The sequence below is a fragment of the Pseudomonas sp. TNT2022 ID1044 genome, assembly GCF_028656895.1.
Taxonomy (GTDB): Bacteria; Pseudomonadota; Gammaproteobacteria; order Pseudomonadales; family Pseudomonadaceae; genus Aquipseudomonas; species Aquipseudomonas reinekei.
In genome coordinates this window covers 13654-32820 of record NZ_JAMDHB010000017.1, presented here as the reverse complement: position 1 = coordinate 32820, position 19167 = coordinate 13654, and the positions used below count along the sequence as shown (strand labels likewise).

General features: G+C 59.1%; 16 protein-coding genes. 10 read left to right on the top strand and 6 right to left on the bottom strand.

Features of this window, described 5'->3' with window-relative positions; all coding sequences use genetic code 11:
* The gene (locus tag M5G20_RS19530; RefSeq protein ID WP_273920392.1) at window positions 1-642 is read left to right on the top strand and encodes a helix-turn-helix transcriptional regulator; all 642 of its coding nucleotides are present in this window, start codon (window positions 1-3) and stop codon (window positions 640-642) included.
* Window positions 643-749: 107 nt separating this feature from the next.
* Here M5G20_RS19530 and M5G20_RS19525 read toward each other — a convergent pair whose 3' ends face one another.
* From M5G20_RS19525 to M5G20_RS19500, 6 genes are all read right to left on the bottom strand, one after another.
* A complete protein-coding gene (locus tag M5G20_RS19525) occupies window positions 750-1526 on the bottom strand; it encodes an ABC transporter substrate-binding protein (protein ID WP_212626627.1) in 777 nt (258 codons plus the stop codon).
* A 288-nt stretch (window positions 1527-1814) separates the two neighbouring features.
* Window positions 1815-2267 (bottom strand): molybdopterin synthase catalytic subunit MoaE, encoded by a 453-nt coding sequence (moaE, locus tag M5G20_RS19520; RefSeq protein ID WP_056853657.1) that lies wholly within the window; start codon window positions 2265-2267, stop codon window positions 1815-1817.
* Window positions 2268-2270: 3 nt separating this feature from the next.
* The gene (locus M5G20_RS19515) at window positions 2271-2513 is read right to left on the bottom strand and encodes a MoaD/ThiS family protein (RefSeq protein WP_273920391.1); all 243 of its coding nucleotides are present in this window, start codon (window positions 2511-2513) and stop codon (window positions 2271-2273) included.
* The gene (gene moaC, locus M5G20_RS19510; protein ID WP_008060536.1) at window positions 2510-2983 is read right to left on the bottom strand and encodes a cyclic pyranopterin monophosphate synthase MoaC; all 474 of its coding nucleotides are present in this window, start codon (window positions 2981-2983) and stop codon (window positions 2510-2512) included. The genes M5G20_RS19515 and moaC overlap by 4 nt, the downstream gene beginning before the upstream one ends.
* Window positions 2984-3126: 143 nt before the next feature.
* On the bottom strand, window positions 3127-4521 hold the full coding sequence (locus M5G20_RS19505) for a PhoH family protein (protein WP_075945585.1): 1395 nt from the start codon (window positions 4519-4521) through the stop codon (window positions 3127-3129).
* Between the two features lie 334 nt (window positions 4522-4855).
* Entirely contained in the window at window positions 4856-5980 is a 1125-nt protein-coding gene (locus tag M5G20_RS19500; RefSeq protein WP_273920389.1) for a polysaccharide deacetylase family protein, read from the bottom strand.
* A gap of 170 nt (window positions 5981-6150) precedes the next feature.
* Here M5G20_RS19500 and yaaA point away from each other — a divergent pair, with 170 nt between their 5' ends.
* From yaaA to M5G20_RS19455, 9 genes are all read left to right on the top strand, one after another.
* A complete protein-coding gene (gene yaaA, locus M5G20_RS19495; RefSeq protein ID WP_150733828.1) occupies window positions 6151-6930 on the top strand; it encodes a peroxide stress protein YaaA in 780 nt (259 codons plus the stop codon).
* An 810-nt stretch (window positions 6931-7740) separates the two neighbouring features.
* On the top strand, window positions 7741-9057 hold the full coding sequence (locus tag M5G20_RS19490; protein WP_150733829.1) for a nucleotide sugar dehydrogenase: 1317 nt from the start codon (window positions 7741-7743) through the stop codon (window positions 9055-9057).
* A gap of 172 nt (window positions 9058-9229) precedes the next feature.
* Window positions 9230-10711 carry a mannuronan synthase gene (gene alg8, locus M5G20_RS19485; RefSeq protein ID WP_443218313.1) on the top strand — a complete coding sequence of 494 codons (1482 nt, stop codon included), beginning with the start codon at window positions 9230-9232 and terminating at the stop codon, window positions 10709-10711.
* 36 nt (window positions 10712-10747) lie between these two features.
* Entirely contained in the window at window positions 10748-11917 is a 1170-nt protein-coding gene (locus M5G20_RS19480) for an alginate biosynthesis protein Alg44 (RefSeq protein ID WP_150733831.1), read from the top strand.
* 9 nt (window positions 11918-11926) lie between these two features.
* A complete protein-coding gene (gene algK / locus M5G20_RS19475) occupies window positions 11927-13438 on the top strand; it encodes an alginate biosynthesis TPR repeat lipoprotein AlgK (protein ID WP_273920387.1) in 1512 nt (503 codons plus the stop codon).
* Window positions 13435-14916, top strand: coding sequence for an alginate export family protein (locus M5G20_RS19470; protein WP_075945591.1), 1482 nt, complete (start codon window positions 13435-13437; stop codon window positions 14914-14916). The genes algK and M5G20_RS19470 overlap by 4 nt, the downstream gene beginning before the upstream one ends.
* Window positions 14917-14942: 26 nt before the next feature.
* Window positions 14943-16520, top strand: a complete 1578-nt coding sequence (gene algG / locus M5G20_RS19465) for a mannuronan 5-epimerase AlgG (protein ID WP_273920386.1) — start codon at window positions 14943-14945, stop codon at window positions 16518-16520.
* A gap of 10 nt (window positions 16521-16530) precedes the next feature.
* Window positions 16531-17982: an alginate O-acetyltransferase gene (locus tag M5G20_RS19460; protein WP_273920385.1), complete on the top strand. Its 1452-nt coding sequence runs from the start codon at window positions 16531-16533 to the stop codon at window positions 17980-17982.
* Between the two features lie 8 nt (window positions 17983-17990).
* A complete protein-coding gene (locus M5G20_RS19455) occupies window positions 17991-19103 on the top strand; it encodes a mannuronate-specific alginate lyase (RefSeq protein ID WP_273920384.1) in 1113 nt (370 codons plus the stop codon).
* Window positions 19104-19167: the final 64 nt, after the last annotated feature.

The window sequence follows — 19167 nt, the reverse complement described above, 5'->3', positions numbered from 1 at the left end:
ATGAACGCCCCCGAAATAGATCCACCCCTGATCGACACACCCCTGGATAACTTCCGGGCGATCGCCGATGCCATCGCCACGTTGTTCTTTCCTCACGCCGAGGTCGTGCTGCATGACTTGCGCACGCAGAAGGTCGACTACATCGCCAACAACCTGTCGAAACGGGAAATCGGCGACGACTCGGCGCTGGAAGACATGCTCAGCGACGACGTCAGCGAACGAAACATCGGGCCGTACGAAAAGTTGAATTGGGATGGTCAGAAGATTCGCAGCCTGAGCACGGTGTTACGCGACAGCGAAGGTCTTCCGCTGGCCGTGCTGTGCATCAACCTGAACATTTCGCTGTTCGAAAATGCCAAGGCCGCGCTGGACCTGTTCCTGTCGCCGAGCAAACTGATTCCGCAACCGGACTCACTGTTTCGCGATGACTGGCAGGAACGGATCAACACTTTCCTGCATGCCTGGCTGCGCGAGCGCCAACTGAGCCTGAATCTGCTGACCCGCGATCACAAGCGTGAACTGGTACTGGCGTTGCACGCCGAAGGCGCGTTCAAGGGAAAAAGCGCCTCGAACTACGTGGCCAACGTGCTGAACATGGGCCGGGCGACGGTGTACAAGCATTTGAAGGAGTTGAAGGGCTGAAGACTTGCAGGGCCTGATCTGGCCCCATCGCCAGCAGGCTGGCTCCCACATGGATTTGTGGTGTAAACAAAACCTGTGGGAGCTAGCCTGCTAGCGATGGCGGTCGATCAATCGCCGTAGATATCCGACTTAAAGTACTTCTCGGAAATCTTCTGATACTCGCCATTCGCCCGAATGCTATCGATGGCCGTGTTCAACTGGCTGACCAATTCCGCATTCCCCTTGCGCACCGCAATCCCGGCACCCTCGCCCACGTATTTCGGGTCCTTCAGCTCCGGCCCGACAAACGCATAGCCCTTGCCCCGCGGCATCGACAGGAAGTCATTGAGCGGAATGGTGTCGGCAAAAATCGCATCGAGCCGACCGGCCGCCAAGTCCATGTAGATTTCTTCGTTGTTGCCGTAACGCTTGACGTTGATGCCCTTGGGCTCGAACACCTCGGTGGCATAACGGTCAGTGGTGGTGGCGCGCTGCACGCCAATCGTCTTGCCCTTGAGGCTGGCGTACTGGTCATCCACGACCGCGCCTTCCTTCATCACCAGTCGCGAGGAAGTGAAGTAGTACTTGTGGGTGAAATCCACCGACTTCTTGCGGTCTTCGTTGATGGTCATGGACGACAGCGCCATGTCGATTTTCTTCACCTTCAAGGAAGGAATCAGACCGTCGAACTCACCTTCGACCCACACACACTTGACCTGCATCTGCGCGCACAGGGCGTTGCCGATGTCGTAGTCGAAACCAACGATTTCACCTTTATCGGTTTTCGAGGCAAATGGTGGATACGCCGCTTCGATACCGATGCGCAGGGTTTTCTCGGCGGCAAAAACAGAGCTGCACGCCAACAGGCTCAGGGCCAGACCGGTGATGAGGGGAAACTTCTTCATGTTCGTTCTCTCGCGGGTTGTTGTTGGTTTGGCAAGACAGAAGAAAGAGCTGGAACGGGGGAAAGCCTTTTTTGTACTTATAATTCCATACTGGACTTTTATGTATTAATCGTCAATCGGGCAAATCGTTCCCGTGCCGGCCGATGGTCGGGTGGGGAATCACCAAGATTTTTAGTGGTGCAGATGACGCCATCGCCAGCAGGCTGGCTCCCACAAGGCGTTGCGATGTACACAACACCTGTGGGAGCTAGCCTGCTGGCGATGGCTGACTAAAGAACGCCGCAGCAATTACTGCTTCCAGCGATCCGCCGCTGCATGATCGCTGTCACGCCCTTCCACCCAACGCGGGCCGTCGCTGGTGTTTTCTTTCTTCCAGAACGGGGCGCGGGTTTTCAGGTAGTCCATGACAAAGGCGCAGGCATCGAATGCTGCCTGGCGATGGGCACTGGCGGCGCCAACGAAGACGATCGGCTCACCCGGCTCCAGGGCGCCAATGCGGTGCAACACTTGCAGCTTGAGCAACGGCCAGCGTTGCTCAGCTTCGAGGGCGATCTTGCCGAGGGCTTTTTCGGTCATGCCCGGATAGTGCTCGAGAAACATCCCGGCGACATCGAGTCCGTCATTGAAGTCGCGCACGTAGCCAACAAAACTCACCACCGCGCCGACGCCGACGTTGGCGTCGTGCATGGCATTGACTTCGGCACCCGGGTCGAACGCCGTGGACTGCACGCGAATGGCCATGGTTCAGCCCCCGGTCACGGTCGGAAAAAACGCCACTTCGTCGCCGTCGCTGACCGGTTCGTCGAGTTGGCACAGGTCTTCATTGCGCGCGCACATCAGATTCTGCTCGCCCAACACCTCGGCGCCATCGCGCTGGGCCAACAACACCCGCACATCGTCCACCGTGGCGAAGTTGCCTTCGACCTTCACCGAATCCACGCCCAATGCTTCGCGATAACGGGCAAAAAATTTCACAGTGATGTTCATGACGGGTCCGCCTGGAAATGCCCGCTCTTGCCGCCGACTTTCTCCAGCAAGCGCACGCTTTCAATGGTCATGCCGCGGTCGACGGCCTTGCACATGTCGTAGATGGTCAGCGCCGCAACGCTGGCGGCAGTCAGGGCTTCCATCTCGACGCCGGTCTGCCCGGACAGTTTGCAGCGCGCCACAATGCGCACGCTGTCGTCGCCTTCGGCACTGAGTTCGACCTTCACACCCGTGAGCATCAACGGGTGGCACAGTGGAATCAAATCACTGGTTTTCTTCGCTGCCTGAATGCCGGCAATACGCGCCACGGCAAACACATCGCCCTTGGGGTGACCGCCACTGACGATCATCTGCAGGGTTTCGGGGAGCATGCGCACCAGCGCTTGGGCCGTCGCTTCGCGGAACGTCACGGCTTTTTCGGTGACGTCGACCATGTTGGCGCGACCTTGGGAATCGAGATGAGTCAGCACGGGGTTACTCCTGATCAGGAGCGTCGATTGTAAACCTGTGGGTCAATTTTCCGCACGTTTGATTATCGGGTCACCTCAGGGTTATGTGTTGGGCATAAAAAAACCGGGCGGCCTTTTGGGCCGCCCGGTTTTGTCTGAAGCAATTACAAATGCGATTCGGCGTATTCGGCCAGGATCGAACGTGGCACCCCTTGCAGGGTGATGTGCACCCCGTTCGGGAAGTCCTTGAAGCGTTCAGTGAGGTAGGTCAGCCCGGAGCTGGTCGCGGACAGGTAAGGGGTGTCGATCTGCGCCAGGTTGCCCAGGCACACCACTTTGGAACCGGCGCCCGCACGGGTGATGATGGTTTTCATCTGGTGCGGCGTGAGGTTCTGGCATTCATCGATCAGGATCAGACTTTGCTGGAAGCTGCGGCCTCGAATGTAGTTGAGGGATTTGAACTGCAACGGCACTTTGCTGAGGATGTAGTCGACGCTGCCATGGGTGCTTTCGTCATCCATGTGCAGGGCTTCGAGGTTGTCGGTGATGGCGCCCAGCCAAGGCTCCATTTTTTCCGCTTCGGTGCCGGGCAGGAAACCGATCTCCTGGTCCAGGCCCTGCACGCTGCGGGTGGCGATGATCCGGCGATAGCGCTTGCTGACCATGGTCTGCTCAATCGCCGCGGCCAGGGCCAGGATGGTTTTACCGGAACCGGCGGCACCGGACAGGTTGACCAGGTGGATATCCGGATCAAGCAAGGCGTACAGCGCCAGGCTCTGATAGATGTCCCGCGGCTTAAGGCCCCAGGCCTCCTGGTGCAGCAAAGGCTCCTGATGCAGATCCAGAATCAGCAGCTTGTCTTCCTCGATCTCCTTGATCCAGCCGACAAAACCTTGCTCATCGATAATGAACTCGTTGATGTGCACGGCCGGCAGGTTATCGATCAGTTGCACCTGATGCCAGGTCCGACCGTGGTCCTGACGGGTTTCGACCTTGCTCACACGGTCCCAGAAGGAGCCGGTCATGTTGTGGTAACCGTTTGGCAGCAACGAGACGTCGTCAACCAGTTGGTCGGTGCTGTAGTCCTCGGCCGCGATCCCGCACGCCCGGGCCTTGAGGCGCATGTTGATGTCTTTGGTCACCAGCACGACGGGCAATTTTGGATCGCGCGCGTGCAGGTCGATCAACTGGTTGATGATGATGTTGTCGTTCAGGTGCTCGGGCAGAATGATGTTCGGCTCGGCACGCTTGCTCATCAGAATTGACAGCAAACCTTTCGGCCCGCCCTTGCCCCGCTGGATCGGTACTCCCTGCTCAACGTCCTCGGGTGAGGCATCGCCCAGGGTCTTGTCGATCAGCCGGATGGCCTGACGGCATTCGGCGGCAACGCTGTGATGGCCGCTCTTGAGCTTGTCCAGCTCTTCGAGCACGGTCATCGGGATGGCGACGTGGTGTTCTTCGAAGTTGAGCAGTGCGTTTGGATCGTGAATCAATACGTTGGTATCGAGTACATAAAGGATTGGCTGGTTGGAAGAAGAGCTACGTCCGTGATCATCCATACTCGGTCACCTTTGTGGGAGCCAGTCGACGCAATACCTTGGCGGTGCTGCGCCTCGAAGGGCCGCCGAATCTCACCTGCGGAGACTCAAGTGACTGCATACAAACGGAGTCTTGGGAGACGCCACCTGTGTTGCAGGTTTCGGCGGTCTGTCTTCGTAATACTCCAAAACACATGACAGAAAAAAGCACTTTGACGCTTTTTTGAAGTTTATTTTGCAGATTGACCAATAGCACTTGGCGGACTGCCATCACCCGTTTACAGTCGGAGATCAACCTGCAACGAATTCGCTCCCAAAATCGCCCTTTACCCAATGTTTACGGGCTTTTGTCGTTTCAGCGAAACCCGCTCTGACAGTCCTCCCAACCGATCCCGCTTTGCGACGTTTGCGTCATCAGCCAAGGCAGCGCCGTTTTCACGCCATCCTGCTTCACATTGAAATCGATCACACCATGACGCCACAGCAGCATCAGGGTCAGTACCCGTTGCGCGCTCTGACTGGCCTTGAGTTTGCCGGCACCGTCTTGTGCGTCGATATCCCATAGTGCCACCTGCAAGCCCTGGGCCTCGAAGAAACCTTCGGCATCGGAGCGACGCTGGCCATCGGGGGGGCGAAACAGCGGCACATAGTTTTCCGGCAGCTTGCCTTTGATCAGCTCGACGCTGCGCCGCACTGAATCCTGCCAGTCCTGCCAGTGGCTGTGGGAACGAAACTCCCAGCCTTGCACACCGACGCACTGGGCTGAGTAAGTCGACTGCAGGCTGGCCACCGAGCGCTCCGTCAGGCGCGCCTGGATGTCCTTGCCGAGCACGAAGAACGTGCCGCTCATGTTTGCCTTGCGCAAGAACTCGCTGACCCAGGCCGTGTTATCCGGTAGCGCATTCGCGGCACTGTCGAAGGTCAGCAGAAAAAGCCGGTCATGCATCGCCTCGCCGTTGCGCTCATAGTCGCCAAAACGATCGACTTCACTGCTGGTCTGCGGGAACAGCGCAGCCTTGCGCAGTTGTTCGTCCAGATACTGGCTATGGAACAGGCGGCTCGGTTCGGCCCAGCGGATGTAATAGCTGTCTTCGCTGATCTGGAATTTGCCGGCCTGTTCACGCAGGGTCGGCATGTCCTCGACCAGAAAACAGAAGGACGCATCCTGATCGCAGCTCTGCTGGGCGAAGTTGTAGTTGGCCAGCAAGCGTTGCCACAGGCGTTGGCGAACCCGGTTGATCGACTCCATGTTGATCGTGCGCAGCCCCAAGCGCTGGGCCAGCGCCGGTTCGTCCAGGGATTCACTGGCCAGCAGCACGCGGGCGAACATGAGGATTTCCGCGCGCGAGGCGACATCGAACAGCGTCGGGTTACTGAGTTGTTCCGGCCAGGTGCTGCGATCGAGCGTGGCCACGTCCCCCGGTGCCGCCATGGCACCGAAGCTCAAAAGCCAGGCCGATAATAGAAAAACGATGCGCAATGGGATGTCTCCATAACAAAACCCGCGCGGCACTATAGCTGATCCGACCGCAACTCCCGCAGCCACGCCGAACTCATTGTGGCAAACCACCGATCACCTATCACCTTGATAGCTGGAGTCATCGGGAACAACCCCCTAGAATCGCCGCCACGATTAAAGGAGACGACTTCATGCTGATGGTGATTTCCCCCGCCAAGACCCTCGACTACGAAACACCGCCGGCGACGCAGCGCTTCACCCAGCCGCAGTATCTGGACCACTCCCAGGAACTGATCATGCAGTTGCGCGACCTCACGCCGGCGCAGATCAGCGAGTTGATGCACGTCTCTGACAAAATCGGCGGCCTCAACGCAGCCCGCTTCGGCAGCTGGACGCCCGCCTTCACCCCGGAAAACGCCAAGCAGGCATTACTGGCATTCAAGGGCGACGTATACACCGGGCTGAATGCGCAAACCTTCAGCGAAGCCGATTTCGATTACGCACAGCAACACCTGCGCATGCTGTCCGGTCTGTACGGCCTGCTGCGTCCGCTGGACCTGATGCAACCGTATCGTCTGGAAATGGGCACCAAACTGGCCAATGCCCGCGGCAAGGACCTTTATGCCTTCTGGGGCACGCGGATCAGTGAATGGCTGAACGAAGCCCTGGCCGATCAGGGTGATGACGTGCTGCTCAACCTCGCGTCCAACGAGTATTTCTCGGCGGTCAAACGCAACGCCCTGAACGCGCGCATCATCAATACCGAGTTCAAGGACCTCAAGAACGGTCAGTACAAGATCATCAGCTTCTACGCGAAAAAGGCTCGGGGCATGATGAGCCGCTTCGTTATAGAAGAACGCATCAACGACCCGGCTGCGCTCAAAGCGTTTGATGTGCAGGGCTATCGCTACAGTGCCGAGCAGTCCAAACCGGACAGCCTGGTGTTCCTGCGCGATCACGCACCAGAGTGATGCAAGTGCGCTGCGCATGAGGAAGAAACCCCTCGTGCGCGGCCCGCTGATCGTCTGACAATTCCCCTCCAGATCGCCATTCTATTGGCGTCAAAAAACCATCGATCATTTATCTAACTTTAGTTTCACTCGACTTCAATCATTTTTTTACGTAGTGGCACTGACTTTTTTTAACAGTGGTGGCACAAAAATATCCCTTCCGACAATCCGCCTATATATAAAGGGCGAAACGGCAAGTGCTATCAAAATGAAAGCAGTGCCATCTTCCTCAATATTTCAAAAAATTTCTGATTTGGCGATGGGCGGACTGGAACTATGTCCAAATGCACCGCTCATACCACCGGTAACGATTCTCGCCGAGCTTGTACGAGATAACTTACGCAGAGAAGTGATTCATGTAGCAAAGTTGCAATACAAACTTTAGCTAACTAATCCCTGATTTGGACAACATCGAACGGACAGGAGATAACGCATTAATACTATCCCCTACAAGGCCATGGCCGCGCCCCTATAAACGTGCTCACCCGAGCACCCAACCGCTTGATCCACGGGCCTTACGCCTGAGATCAAGCGCGCAGAACCAGTGCACGAACATTCTCTGAAAAAGAGGATTGGCTGCATAACAGGGCAAGTCATAACAACAAGGCCTAGTTGCGCACACCTTGAGTGCACTTATTTAGACACTCGGAACTTATATGCCAGCACACGGCAATGTCGCGCCTGTAAGCCGCACTTCCGAGTGCACTATGACCGCTGAACACCATTAACTCCGGCCATGTAATGGCTTGATAAAACACAGAGGTAATTGCGATGCGCATCAGCATATTTGGTTTGGGTTACGTTGGCGCAGTATGTGCCGGTTGCCTGTCTGCACGGGGCCATGACGTCGTTGGCGTCGATGTTGCCAAAGACAAGATCGATATGATCAACGCCGGCAAATCGCCCATCGTTGAACCAGGCCTGGGTGAACTTCTGGCGCAAGGTATCCAGACCGGTCGCCTGCGTGGCACCACCAACTTCGCCGAGGCGATTCGCGACACTGACCTGTCGATGATCTGCGTCGGTACGCCGAGCAAGAAGAACGGCGACCTGGAACTGAACTACATCGAAGCCGTGTGCCGCGAAATCGGTTTTGTCCTGCGTGACAAATCCACTCGCCACACCATCGTGGTTCGCAGCACCGTGCTGCCGGGGACGGTCGCAAACGTTGTCATCCCGATTCTCGAAGATTGCTCCGGCAAGAAGGCCGGCGTCGATTTCGGCGTTGCCGTAAACCCTGAGTTCCTGCGCGAAAGCACCGCCATCGCCGACTACGACCTGCCGCCAATGACCGTGATCGGTGAGTTCGACAAGGCTTCGGGTGACGTTCTGCAATCGCTGTACGAAGAACTCGACGCGCCGATCATCCGCAAGGACATCGCCGTTGCCGAAATGATCAAGTACACCTGCAACGTATGGCACGCCACCAAGGTGACCTTCGCCAACGAGATCGGCAACATCGCCAAGGCTGTCGGCGTCGACGGCCGTGAAGTGATGGACGTGGTCTGCCAGGACAAGACCCTGAACCTGTCCCAGTACTACATGCGCCCAGGTTTCGCATTCGGTGGCTCCTGCCTGCCCAAAGACGTGCGTGCCCTGACCTACCGCGCAGGTTCCCTGGACGTGGAAGCGCCGCTGCTCAACTCGCTGATGCGCAGTAACGAGTCCCAGGTGCAGAACGCCTTCGACATCGTCGAAAGCCACGACAAACGCAAAGTCGCCCTGCTGGGCCTGAGCTTCAAGGCCGGTACCGACGACCTGCGCGAGAGCCCGCTGGTTGATCTGGCGGAAATGCTGATCGGTAAAGGTTTCGACCTGCGCATCTACGACAGCAACGTCGAGTACGCCCGTGTCCACGGCGCGAACAAGGACTACATCGAGTCGAAGATCCCTCACGTTTCATCGTTGCTCAACGCTGACTTCGACGACGTGATCAACAACTCCGACGTGATCATCCTCGGCAACCGTGACGAGAAATTCCGCGCCCTGGTGCAGAACGTTCCTCACGGCAAGCAAGTGATCGACCTGGTCGGCTTCATGTCCAAGGCCACCAGCGTATCGGGCCGGACTGAAGGCATTTGCTGGTAACCGGCAGGTTGTAAGCGCTTCGCGCTGATCGCCGGCAAGCCGGCTCCCACAGGATCACCGCAAACCTGTAGGAGCTGGCTTGCCAGCGATGGCGCTCCTGAGATCGCCATCGCCGGCAAGCCGGCTCCTACAGAGGGGCGCGAGGCTTTCAACTGACTTTAGGATTCCGATTATGCACAGGCTAAAGCACGGCCTACTCCAGGCCGCCGGTTGGCTGTTTTATCTAAGTTTACTGATGGGCATCGCCATGGCGTTGCCTGCGTCCACGTTCGACTCCGAGTCGAAGGACTTCATTTTCCTGATCGGTATCGTCGGTATCTGGCGCTACTCGATGGGTGCCACGCACTTCCTGCGCGGCATGCTGTTTCTGTACGTGGTCTACCCGCACCTGCGGCGCAAAGTGCGCAAGCTGGGCAAAGCGGCGGACCCGTCCCACGTGTTCCTGATGGTCACCAGTTTCCGTATCGACGCCCTGACCACCGCACAGGTCTACAGCTCGGTCATTCGCGAAGCGATGGAATGCGGCCTGCCAACCACCGTGGTCTGCTCCATCGTGGAAATGTCCGATGAGTTGCTGGTGAAAAGCCTGTGGAAGCGGATGAACCCGCCAGCGCACGTGAAACTCGACTTCGTGCGCATTCCCGGCACCGGCAAGCGCGATGGCCTGGCCTACGGTTTCCGCGCCATCTCCCGTCACCTGCCGGATGACCGTGCAGTCGTTGCGGTGATCGATGGCGATACCGTGCTCGCCGAAGGTGTCGTGCGCAAGACCGTGCCGTGGTTCCAGCTGTTCGGCAACGTCGGCGGCCTGACCACCAACGAGTTCTGCGAAGTACGCGGCGGCTACATCATGAGCGAATGGCACAAGCTGCGTTTCGCCCAGCGTCACATCAACATGTGCTCGATGGCCCTGTCCAAGCGCGTGCTGACCATGACCGGACGCATGTCGGTATTCCGCGCCTCCGTGGTGACCAACCCGGAGTTCATCGCCGACGTGGAAAGCGACTCGCTGCAACACTGGCGACTGGGCCGCTTCAAGTTCCTGACCGGTGACGACAAGTCGAGCTGGTTCAGCCTGATGCGCCTGGGCTACGACACGTTCTACGTGCCGGACGCGGCGATCCACACCGTGGAGCACCCGCCCGAGAAGAGCTTCATCAAGGCCAGCCGCAAACTGATGTTCCGCTGGTACGGCAACAACCTGCGGCAGAACTCCCGCGCCCTGGGCCTGGGGATCAAGCGCCTCGGCGCCTTCACCTCGGTGGTGCTGTTCGATCAGCGCGTATCGATGTGGACGTCGCTGCTGGGCCTGACCGTAGCAATCATTGCCAGCTTCAAGTACGGCACCGCGTTCATCCTGGTGTACCTGCTGTGGATCGGCATCACCCGCCTGATCCTGACCCTGCTGCTGTCCTGCTCCGGTCACCGGATCGGCCCGGCCTACCCGGCGATTCTCTATTACAACCAGATCGTCGGTGCGCTGGTGAAGATCTACGTGTTCTTCCGCCTCGACCAACAGTCCTGGACTCGCCAGCCCACTTCCCTGACCCGTGATCTCGCCAGCTTTCAACGTTGGTTCAACACCTGGTCGTCTCGGACCATGACCTTCTCCGCCGGCAGCATTTTTGTCGCCGTGCTGCTGATGATGGTCTGACCGCCCCCTTATTGAATTAACAAGGAAATCGCCCCTATGAATACCGCCGTCAACGCCAACGTAGTCCATGAATCCGAAGCACAGCGCCAACACGCCCGAGTGAAAATCCCGGCCAAGCTGCGTTTCTTCGGCCCCGACCGCACGCCAGTCGAAGCGCGGGTGATCGACCTGTCCGCCGGTGGCCTGGCGTTCAACGCCGGGCAGTTGCCGCTCAAAGTGGGCGATGTGTACAAGGCCCGTCTGCAATTCGTGATCGACAACCTTGGCCTGGCCATGGACGTCGAATTGCAGGTGCGCTCCTTCGATCGCCAGACCGGCCGCGCCGGTTGCCAGTTCCAGAACCTGGAACCCCAGGACATCTCGACCCTGCGCCACCTGATCACTTCGCACCTGGCCGGCGACATCGTCAGCATTGGCGAAATGTTGGCCACGCTGCAGCGCGATAACTTCACCAAGGCGCGCAAGAACAAGGACGGCGGCCACGGCATGAGCGCGTTCGGCCGCATGAAAGCCGTGACCTTCAGCATCGGTATTTTCATCGTTGGCCTGGCCGCCTTCGGTTTCATCTTCAAGTCGGTGTACGGCATGTATTTCGTCAGCCACGCCCAGGCTGGCCTGGTCAGCGTGCCGGGCGTGAACATCACCATGCCTCGCGACGGTACTGTGCAGAGCCTGGTGAAATCCGACGGCGTGGCCGCCAAAGGTGCACCGCTGGCGACCTTTAGCACCAGCATGCTCGACGTACTCAAGGGCCATCTGGAAGACGACCAGTTGTCGCCGGCCAAGGTTGAAGAACTGTTCGGCAAGCAAATGACCGGCACCCTGACTTCGCCATGCGATTGCACCGTGGCCCAGCAAATGGTCGCCAACGGTCAGTACGCCAGCAAGGGCGACGTGATCTTCCAACTGGTCCCGCGTAACACCGAAGCCAACGTTGAAGCCCGCTTCTCCTATCGCCAGTTCGGTGACGTGCTGCCAGGCACTGCCGTGCGCTTCCAGATCGCCGGTGAAGACAAGACCCGCACCGGCAAGATCGTCAGCAGCACCAGCCTGAAAAGCGCCGACCTGTCTTCCGACATCCGCGTCCTGATCCAGCCTGACGAAGCCCTGGACAGCACCCTCGCCGGCCGCCCGGTTGAAGTGAACAGCGACCGCGGTCCGAACCTGAACTGGCTGATCGACAAAGCCATGGCCGCTGGTCTTTAAGCGGAGGACATGCCTGTGACCATCATCAGTCTTCTCAGAACGCCGCGATCCCTGTGGGAGCTGGCTTGCCAGCGATTGGATCACTGCGGTGTTACTGAAAAACCGCGTCAAGCGGATCGCCGGCAAGCCAGCTCCTACCGGGGTCATATGGTGTGCTCGCTGGCTTTGGCAGTCAGCCTGGCCGGTTGCGCCGGCCTGCCCGACCAACGCCTGGCCAACGAAGCGCTCAAGCGTGGCGACACCGCCACCGCTGCGGCGAACTATCAGCAATTGGCGGACCTGGGTTACAGCGAAGCCCAGGTCGGTCTGGCCGACATTCAAGTGGACAGTCGTGACCCGGCGCAGATGAAACAGGCCGAGGCGACTTACCGCGCCGCCGCCAGCGTTTCACCGCGTGCCCAGGCGCGACTCGGCCGCTTGCTGGTGGCCAAGCCTGGCTCCACCGAAGCCGAGCAACACGAAGCCGAAACCCTGCTCAAGAAAGCCGCCGCCGCTGGCGAAAGCAATACCTTGATCCCGTTGGCGATGCTGTACCTGCAATACCCGCACAGCTTCCCTGACGTGAATGCCCAGCAGCAGATCAGCCAATGGCGCGCCGAAGGCAAGCCGGAAGCGGGCCTGGCACAGGTGCTGTTGTATCGCACCCAGGGTACCTACGATCAGCATTTGGATGACGTGGAAAAGATCTGCAAAGCCGCGATCAACACCACCGATATTTGCTACGTCGAACTGGCCACGGTCTACCAGAAGAAAGCCCAGCCTGAACAACAGGCCGAGCTGATCAAGCAGATGCAGGCTGGCCATGCACGCGGCACTGTGTCCGCTCAGCGTGTGGACAGCGTCGCCCGTGTCCTGGCCGATTCGGCCCTCGGCACACCCGATGAGAAAACCGCGCAGTCGCTGCTCGAACCTATCGCCCCGGGTTACCCGGCGTCGTGGGTCACCCTGGCGCAACTGCTCTACGACTTCCCCGAACTGGGCGATGTCGATCAGATGATGAAGTACCTGGACAACGGCCGCGCCGCCGACCAGTCACGTGCCGAGCTGTTGCTGGGCAAGCTGTACTACGAAGGGAAGATGGTTCCGGCAGATGCGAAGGTCGCCGAAGAACATTTCCAGAAAGCCGTCGGCCGTGAAGTGGCCGCCGACTACTACCTCGGCCAGATCTACCGCCGTGGCTACCTGGGCAAGGTCTATCCGCAAAAAGCGCTCGACCACTTGCTGACCGCTGCGCGCAACGGCCAGAACAGCGCCGACTTTGCCATCGCCCAATTGTTCTCCCAAGGCAAAGGCACCAAGCCTGGCCCGCTCAATGCATACGTCTTCAGCCAACTGGCCAAGACCCAGAACACCCCGCAGGCCACCGAGCTTGCACAAACACTCGAAGCCCAACTGCCACCTGCGCAGCTGGCCGAGGCCCAACGCCTGTTGAAACAGGAACAGGCCGCTCGCGGCAACTTGAGCCAGAACACGCTGCCACTGCATGCCCTGCAAGAAGAAGATGGCGAGGAATCCCTATGAAATTGAATCCATTCATGAAGGCCGGTATCGGCCTCACCTTCGCGCTGATCTGGTCTTGCCCGACACTCGCGGCGATGACTGAAACCAAGAACTACGGCCTGGACGTGAAAATCACCGGCCAGTCCGAAGACGACCGTGACCTCGGCACCCAGGGCGGCGGCGACGTCAATGGCCTCGGCCTCGACCTGCGTCCGTGGGTCTATGGCGAAAGCGGCGCGTGGAGCGCCTACGCCATGGGTCAGGCAGTGACGTCCACTGACATCATCGAGACCGACACCCTGCAACAATCCGATGGTGCCGAGAACACCGACAACGGCGACCGCGAAACCAAGAAAAACTACCTGGCCATGCGCGAGTTCTGGGTCGGCTACAGCGGCTTCACGCCTTACCCGGGCGAGATCCTCAAGTTCGGTCGCCAACGCCTGCGCAACGACGACGGCCAGTGGCGCGACACCAACATCGAAGCCCTGAACTGGACCTTCGACACCACCCTGCTGCGCGCCAACGTCGGTATCGCCGAACGCTTCAGCGAGTACCGCACTGACCTCAAAGAGCTGGCGCCCGAGGACAAGGATCGCCTGCACGCCTACGCCGATGCAGCGTACCAGTGGACCCCGGGCAACTGGGTCGGCATTCGCGGCCATCACACTCACGACGACGGCAAACTCGACTACGCAGAACCCGGCGTGGCGCGTGATTCGCTGGACAAAAAACAGAACGGCGACATCAGCTGGCTCGGCCTTACCGCCGACAGCGATGCGTACAACTGGCGCAACACCAACACCGTCAACTACTGGGGCAGCATCACCGGCATGAGCGGCGACCGCGACACGGTCAACCCGCTGAACGCCGATGGCACCGCACCCGCACAAGCCAAGCGCAGCGGCGATGTCGACGGTTGGGCCACTGACCTCGGTGTGCGCCTGCGCCTCGATCCGCAATGGCAAGTGGGCGCAGCCTACGCCCGCGCCAGCGAGGATTACGAACAGAACGGCCTGGAAAGCAACCGCTCGAACTACACCGGCACCCGCTCGCGCGTGCACCGTTTCGGCGAAGCGTTCCGTGGCGAAATGAACAACATGCAATCGGCCACGCTGTTCGGTTCGTGGATGCTCAACGACGAATACGACGCCAGCCTGATCTACCACAAATTCTGGCGCGTCGACGGCAACAAACCGGTCGGCAGCAACGGTATCGACGCGGTGCAGAACAACACCGACGACGTTACCGGCGCGATCCTTTCCAGCACCTCCCTGCCACTGAACGATGGTGAAAAAGACCTCGGCCAGGAGATGGACCTGGTGGTCACCAAGTACTTCAAGCAAGGCCTGCTGCCGGCATCGATGAGCCAGGCGATCGACGAGCCTTCGGCGCTGGTGCGCTTGCGTGGCGGCGTGTTCAAGCCGGGTGATGCGTACGGCAAGGAAGTCGACTCGTACATGCACCGCGCGTTCATCGACGTGATCTGGCGCTTCTGATGCACATTGCGAAGGGAGTCTCCCAGATGAATCATCCAGCCCGAAAAGGCTCGATCAGCCTGTTGGCCGGCGCGATGCTGCTGGCCAGTGCGACGGCCTTCGCCAATGTGGAGCCGGTTGCAAAGCCGGCGACCGTTGCCAAGGAACTGCAACAGGCCAAGACCTACACCGTCAGCAGCGCACCGACTGCGCCGCTGGAACTGGCCACGCCGAAACTGCCGGACGTGTCCGGCTACACCGCCGAAGCCATCGCCGCAAAAGTCGTGCGCAGCAAGGCCGGCAAAATCAGCGTGCGCCGGATGATGCAGGAAGACGCCCTGAAGGACTTCATCGGCGGCGACAACAAGATGGCCGAATGGGTGGTGCGTCAGCACGGCATCCCCCAGGCGATCTTCATCGATGATGGCTACATGAACCTCAAGGACCTGGCGAAGAAACTGCCCAAGCAGTACTTCAGCGAAACTTCGCCGGGGGTGTTCCTGGCCAGATTGCCGATTGTGGTCGGCCGTCATGGCATCCTCGAAATCGACAAGCAGACCCAGGAGTTACGTCTTTCAGAGGAAGCCGGTTCGTTCATGGTCAACGACGGTCAGCTGTTTGTGCGCGATACCAGGATCACTGGTTGGCGGGAGAAGGACAACGGCCCGGCGACGTTCAGATCGCCCAAGGAATTCCGCCCGTTCCTGCTGGCATGGGGTGGCACAGAGACCTACATCGCCAACAGCAAAATGGCCAGTTTCGGTTACGCCAACAGTAAGTCCTACGGCGTGAGTATTTCCCAGTACACGCCAAACATGGCCAAGGTGCTCAAGCGCTCCGAGCCGACCGGCTGGATCGTCGGCTCCGAGTTCTCGGACATGTGGTACGGCTTCTACTGCTACGAAACCAGCAACTTCGTGGTCAAGGGCAACACCTACAAAGACAACATCGTCTACGGCATCGACCCCCACGACCGTTCCCACGGTCTGATCATCGCCGACAACACGGTGTACGGAACCAAAAAGAAGCACGGGATCATTATTTCCCGTGAGGTCAACGACAGCTTCATCTTCAACAACCGCAGCTACGACAACAAGTTGTCGGGCCTGGTGATTGACCGTAACAGCGTCAACAACATCATTGCCCACAACGAGATCTACCAGAACCACACCGACGGCATCACCCTCTACGAGAGTGCCGACAACTTGCTGTGGGGCAACAAAGTGGTCAACAACCGTCGCCACGGCATCCGCATTCGTAACAGCGTGAACATTCGCCTCTACGAAAACATCGCCATGGCCAACGGCTTGACCGGCGTCTACGGCCACATCAAAGACCTGACCAACACCGACCGTGACATCAAGCTCGACCCGTTCGACGCCCAGGTGTCGCTGATCGTGGTGGGCGGTGAACTGGCGGCCAACGGCAGCGGCCCGCTGTCCATCGACTCGCCGTTGAGCGTCGAGTTGTATCGCGTGTCCCTGCTCGCACCCACCAAATCCAGTGGCATCAGCTTCTCGGGGATTCTCGGCGAGCGCCAGGATGAAATTCTCGACCTGCTGGTACGCCAGCAGAAAGCCGTGCTGATCGACCCTGTCGAACGTCAGACCGAAATGCAGGACTGAGGATAATTTTATGCACCCACACTTGATCAAATTACTCAGCCTGTCGGCCCTGACCGCTGGCATTCTCGCAGCCAGCGGTGGTGTTCGCGCCGATGAAGTGCAAGCGCCAAAATTCAGCGCCGAACCCTGCTGCAGCCTGTGTCCGGCGGCTCACGACGCGAAGAACTACACCACGCGTTATCAGCAGAACTTCACCACGCTGGTGCAGGCCCAGGGCGACTGGCTGTTCCGTACGCAGGAAGACTTGCGCACCGAATTCGACACCACCCCCGCCGGCTACAAACGCATGAAGCAACTGCACGATGCGTTCAAGAGCAAAGGCGTGGAACTGGTTGTGGTGTATCAGCCGACCCGTGGCCTGGTGAACCGCAACAAGCTCAACCCTGCCGAGAAAGCCAGCTTCGATTTCGACAAGGCCCTGAGAAACTACAAGACCATGCTCGGCCGTTTCGCGCAGATGGGCTACGTAGTGCCGGACCTGTCGCCGCTGACCAACGAACAACTGCCCGATACCCTGCCCGCCCACGATTTCTACTTCCGTGGCGACCAGCACTGGACCCCGTACGGCGCCCAGCGCACAGCGAAAATCGTCGCCGAAAAGGTCAAGCAGATTCCGGCCTTCGCCGACATTCCCAAGCGTGAATTCGAGACCCATAAGTCAGGTCGCATGGGCAAGACCGGAACATTGCACAACATGGCCGGTCAACTTTGTGGCACCAGCTACGCGATCCAGTACATGGATCAATTCACCACCGAGCCCAAAGGCGAAGCAGGCGATGGCGATCTGTTCGGCGATTCCGGCAATCCGCAGATCACCCTGGTCGGCACCAGCCACAGTGGCAAGAACTACAACTTCGCCGGTTTCCTCCAGGAGGCCATCGGCGCCGACATTCTCAACGTGGCGTTCCCCGGCGGTGGCCTGGAAGGTTCGATGCTGCAGTACCTGGGCAGCGACGAGTTCCAGAAGAACCCGCCGAAGATTCTCATCTGGGAATTCTCGCCGCTCTATCGCCTCGACCAGGAAACCATCTACCGCCAGATGATGGCGCTGCTGGACAACGGTTGCGAAGGCAAAGCTGCACAGATGTCCGGGAGCACCACCCTGAAGCCGGGCAAAAACGAATTGATGGTCAACAGCAAAAACCTCGACCTGCGTAACGGCAGTCACCAGGTCGACATCCGCTTCGCCGACACGTCGGTGAAAACCCTGCAAGCCACCCTCTGGTACATGAACGGTCGCCACGAGGACATCAAGATCGACAAACCGGAAACCTCCGACACTGACGGACGTTTCGCCTTCGAGTTGCGCACGGACGAAGACTGGGCCTCGCAGAATCTGCTGGCCGTCGAAATCCAGGGTCCTGAGAAAACGGATGCCGCGCCACAGAAAGTCGAAGCGAAAATCTGCAAACGCAACGTATTCCCGAACGCTGAGCAACGTACCGCTTCAGCCGGGCAATGAGGTCTGCTATGCGAAATCCGAAACTTGCAACACTGACGCTTTTGAGCCTGGCGATGTTCGCCGGGGCGACCCAGGCTGCGGCGCCACTGCGCCCGCCACAGGGTTACTTTGCGCCGATCGAGAAAGTCAAAACCGGCGACAAGAGTGAAGGCTGCGATGCGATGCCGACGCCGTACACCGGCTCGCTGCAATTTCGCAGCAAGTACGAAGGCTCGGACAAGGCCCGTTCGACCCTGAACGTGGAATCGGAAAAAGCCTTCCGCGACAGCACCGCCGACATCACCAGGATCGAGCGCGGCACCAGCAAGCGCGTCATGCAGTTCATGCGTGACGGTCGCCCGGAACAACTGGAGTGCACGCTCGATTGGCTGACGGCGTGGGCCAAGGCCGATGCGTTGATGTCCAAGGACTTCAACCATACCGGCAAGTCCATGCGCAAATGGGCGTTGGGCAGCATGGCGTCCTCGTACATTCGCCTGAAGTTTTCCGACTCTCATCCGCTGGCCAACCATCAGCAAGAGTCGCAGCTGATCGAAGCCTGGTTCAGCAAGATGGCCGACCAGGTGGTCAGCGACTGGGACAACCTGCCGCTGGAAAAAACCAACAACCACTCGTACTGGGCCGCCTGGTCGGTGATGGCGACTTCCGTCGCCACCAACCGCCGCGACCTGTTCGACTGGGCGGTGAAGGAATTCAAGGTCGGCGCCAATCAGGTCGACGCCGATGGCTACCTGCCGAACGAACTCAAGCGCCAGCAACGCGCCCTCGCCTATCACAACTACGCCCTGCCGCCGCTGGCGATGATCGCCAGTTTCGCCCAGGTCAACGGTGTGGATCTGCGCCAGGAAAACAACGGCGCGCTGAAACGCCTGGGTGATCGCGTACTCGCCGGGGTGAAAGACCCGGACGAATTCGAGGAAAAAAACGGCAAGAAACAGGACATGACCGACCTCAAGGTCGACTCGAAATTCGCCTGGCTCGAACCGTTCTGCTCGCTCTACACCTGCACCCCGGATGTGCTGGAGAAGAAGCATGACATGCAACCGTTCAAGACTTTCCGCCTCGGCGGCGACTTGACCAAGGTCTATGATCCGGCCAATGAAAAGGGCAAGGGTTCCTAGAACAACGCATCCCCCTGTAGGAGCTGGCAAGCCAGCTCCTACAGGGTCGGTGTCGAAGGTGAGA